Source organism: Chryseobacterium salviniae, assembly GCF_035819015.1.
Taxonomy (GTDB): Bacteria; Bacteroidota; Bacteroidia; order Flavobacteriales; family Weeksellaceae; genus Chryseobacterium; species Chryseobacterium salviniae.
Window position 1 is genome coordinate 1 of sequence record NZ_JAYLAA010000069.1, and the last position, 2,680, is coordinate 2,680.

Annotated in this window: 1 pseudogene; it reads right to left on the reverse strand. The window is 45.4% G+C overall.

From position 1 onward, the window contains the following. Positions 1-2,680: pseudogene (locus SOP96_RS19315) on the reverse strand (hypothetical protein); the annotation flags it as partial.

Sequence of the window (2,680 nt, forward strand, 5' to 3'; positions counted from 1 at the left end):
GGTATCTGTACCATCAAATGTGGCATCGCTACTGGTTACCAGGCTAAGCTGCCCGATACTTCCAATCTGGCTTGCCGGCAGGGCAACTTTCACCGTGCCTACCGTTCCCGTTTTCTGCATTTTCCAGATGCGGGCCATCCTGTTATTCAATCCTCCAAATACAAAGGAAGTGGCAAAAGAAGTGCTTCCCGTATCAGAGCCCCAAACCAAAGCAGAAAGATCTGCACTGAAGTTATTGGTATTGGCTGCATTGCTTGCGGCGATGCTTCCATTACCTATTACTACCTGGGTACCACTGTTGATACTCTGGGACTGCTTTTGATTTAACGTTGAAGTATCATCTCTTCCAATTCCCGCGATATTGTTTTTGTAAGCCGCGTTGGTTGTTGCATTCCAGAAAATGGTAGTGCCATCAGAAGCTAAATAGTTTTGTGCCGTACTCTGATCGAGTGTTGTTCCATATTTAATGGATAAATAGGTACGTACTCTCTGCATTTCTGCCGCCGTTAAAGCTCTTTCATAAGCAATCACCTCAGACATAAACGCATCAGATACTTCAGGCTGAGCCCCCAAGATACCACCATTAAATCCTAATGAATTACCTGCGGTAAAAGTATTACCACTAGAACCATTAAAACCATTCAATCCATAGGTAATACCTCCTGCGACTCCCACTCTCCAGGTAACATCTGAAATATAGGTGATACCGGCTGTTAATTGAAGATTCGTAGTAGAAGTAGCACCACTGTACGGAAATATCCTGAAGGTTCTGTTTCCGTTGTCATTGGAAGTAAATACCGGATCATTTGCATTAGTAAGACCTGATCCTGTAGTTGTACCCCCAAAGCCTAAATAATCTCTGAAACCGCTATTCGTATTCTGGTTGATAGTAAGCAAGAAGGTTCCATCCAAACCATTGGCCGTAAACGGTCTTCCGCTTGGCACAACCATAAATCTTGCATCTGAACCGGTAGTCCCAAAATTAACGGTTGGATTAAAATTATATTTTGTACCGGCAGCGATAAGATTAGGCTGTCTGGATGCATTGGTCTGGGTAAAATCATTTGAATTACCAGATCTGTCTGCCCAGGAAGAAGGAGTAAATCCGTCATCTGCCTTAAGCCAGATTCTTAGATTAGCAAAAACTCCTCCCGGAGCTGTTGCCAGCGCGGCAAAAGTAAAGAATTGCCCTGTTGTGAAATCTACCGTTGCAGTATAGTATTGCACGCCTCCTAACGTTTCCAGGGTCATTGCTGTTCGGGTATCACTACCATCAATCGTTGCATCTGCACTTACCACCAAATTAAGCTGTGCTGCATTTCCCTGTACCTGGCTTACCGGTAAGGCCACTTTCACAGTTCCTACCGTTCCGGTTTCCTGTACTCTCCAGATACGCGCCATTCTGGCGGTTAATCCTCCAAATACGAAAGAAGTGGCAAAAGACGTGCTTCCCGTATCAGAACCCCAAACCAAGGCAGATAAATCTGCACTGAAGTTATTGGTGTTATTGGCATTGGTACCAGTAATATTCACGTTTCCGATTACCGGCTGTAAGCCACTGTTTACACTTTGGGATTGTTTTTGGCTTAATGCTGAAGCATCATCCCTCATAATACCTGCGATATTATTGTTATACCCTGTATTGGCAGTGGCATCCCAGATAACAGCCGAAGAGGAGTTTTGATAGTCTCCTGTTTTGGTTATGCCATATTTGATGGCTAAATAAGATTCTATCCGAATCAGCTCTGAAGCAGTGCTTTTACCTCCGTAGGCAATAACTTCCGGAATGTCTCCCGTAAAGAAATTGGCGGCACCGTCTGAACGGGCACCAATAGCAAAGGCATTGGTCGATACATTCTGAGTATACACCGTACTCAACACTTCTGTCGCTGCATTATGGGAAAGATAAGCCCTTGTTCCGTCATATCCTGTTCTGGTTATGCTCGGAATATTTACCGTATATGCATTGGTTTGGGATGCAAAAGCAGAACCTCCTCCCTGTTTGGTAGTAAAGGTTCCCGCAGGTCCTGCCTGGAAGCTTGCCGTACCCGAAGTCGCCCCATATCCAAACGCATATCTTGAAGTATTGGATGCGGTAGGGCGATCTACAAAATAGAACGTTGAGGCGGTTGCTCCCTGAGGCAACCCTGAAATATTGTTTAACAAATCATCATTTGATCCGTCAAATGTAATGGTTGAGTTAAAATTAATAAGATTAGCCGTGGTGTTATATACAGGCTGGTTGGCTGCCGTAGCCTGGCTGATGGTCGTTGCCGAACTCTGGTCTACCCAGGCGGAAACACCCGTAGCGGTAGTAACTCCTGCATCTGCTTTGTGCCAACGGGTTAAGCCATTTAATACTCCACCCGGAGCGGCACATCCTGAAATAGACGCCGTTTGAGAAGCCCCTATTCCCTGTCCTGTAGTATTGCTGTAATTATACGGTACGGAGACCAGCTGAGGAATACCATTCGCATTCACAGTATTACCCAGATTCTGGTTAGATGCTGTTGAACCTGTTCCTACTGTTACCGTACCTACTGCTGTTACCAGCTGTGAAGCAATTACTGAAGCATCCCCGTCTATGGCATCTAAACAGCCGTCGTTGTCGCTATCCAGATCCAGACGGTTTGGTACCCCATCGCTATCGGTATCGCAGAAATCGTTTACGATGTACATG